Below are 1,060 nucleotides of genomic sequence, written 5' to 3'. Positions count from 1 at the left end.
ACGCGGCACCATTGAAAAAAGTTATCCGCTTAAAAAGCCACAGAGAAAAGGAACCCAATAGATTACTGATGTCCGCCATTAGGTAAAGTAACCTTAAACGGAAGCCTGCAATTTGAAGTAGATACAAGGTCTAAGAAGGAATGGGGCACAGGCTTCTCAGCGGCATGAAAAGCCTGTATTAATCTTTCTAGCAATCCGTTTGCTCTGAGAGTCTCAGAGCGTCTTCTAGTTCAACGCCCAGGTATCTAATAGTGTTATCTAGCTTCGAATGGCCAAGTAAGATTTGTACCGCTCGTATGTTTTTCGTTCTGGCATAGATCAGAGTAGCTTTAGTGCGACGCATGGAATGCGTACCATAATAGTCCGCATTCAAACCAAGCTTTACAGCCCAGCTCCTGATAATCGTACGATAAAACGAGTAGCTGATGGGTTGGCCTTTACGGCGACAGCTTGGAAATAGAAAACTACTTGCCTCTAGATTTGCTGAGTATACCCACCGGCTAATACTCTGTTGCGTTCTCGGAGTAATCTCATAGTGTACATCGGTACCTGTTTTTTGCTGGATGCATTGAACCCTTTCATAGATTACTCCTTGCGAAGAAACATCATATACGTGCAGCTTTAATAGATCACTCGCCCTTAACTTGCTATCAATGGCTAGGTTCAATAGTGCAAGCTGCATTAGGTCGTTTTCAAGCTCTAGCCTAGTTCTGATTCGCCAAATCTCTTCCAACTTGAATGGTCTTTTAATGCCGCTGCATTTTCCCGAAGATAACTTTCTCATATTGACCTCCTCTTCGATGTTGTTGGTCAACATAGAGTCTGGCTATCAACTAGAGCTGTTCCAGTCGCGATAAGAGTCGGTCAGTTTGCCGAATCACACAGTTTGCCGAATCGGCGTCAGCATGTCCGTGGACAAGAATGAGCTAGAAGTATTGATCTAGCTCTGGTGATTTGAATTAGAAAATGTATTAATGTTGTGTATAGTTTATCAGCAGGTATTCGTAAGCATCTAGTCAGGAAAAACAACAATACCCAACGCTTCGAGAAGCTGTTCTTG

1 protein-coding gene is annotated in these 1,060 nt (G+C 43.1%); it reads right to left on the bottom strand.

The genetic code is table 11. The features are described 5' to 3' along the window. Positions 1-187: 187 nt before the first annotated feature. Positions 188-784 carry a tyrosine-type recombinase/integrase gene (locus tag DZ860_RS23760; RefSeq protein WP_120035721.1) on the bottom strand — a complete coding sequence of 199 codons (597 nt, stop codon included), beginning with the start codon at positions 782-784 and terminating at the stop codon, positions 188-190. Positions 785-1,060 lie beyond the last annotated feature (276 nt).

Origin of the sequence: Vibrio sinensis (genome assembly GCF_003605645.1) — a bacterium.
In the GTDB taxonomy this organism is placed as follows: Bacteria; Pseudomonadota; Gammaproteobacteria; order Enterobacterales; family Vibrionaceae; genus Vibrio; species Vibrio sinensis.
This window is presented reverse-complemented; position numbering and strand designations above follow the sequence as displayed.

Bases quoted from the DNA above. Each gene is read 5' to 3' on its own strand.
- DZ860_RS23760 (WP_120035721.1), bottom strand. From the start codon at position 784: ATGAGAAAGTTATCTTCGGGAAAATGCAGCGGCATTAAAAGACCATTC.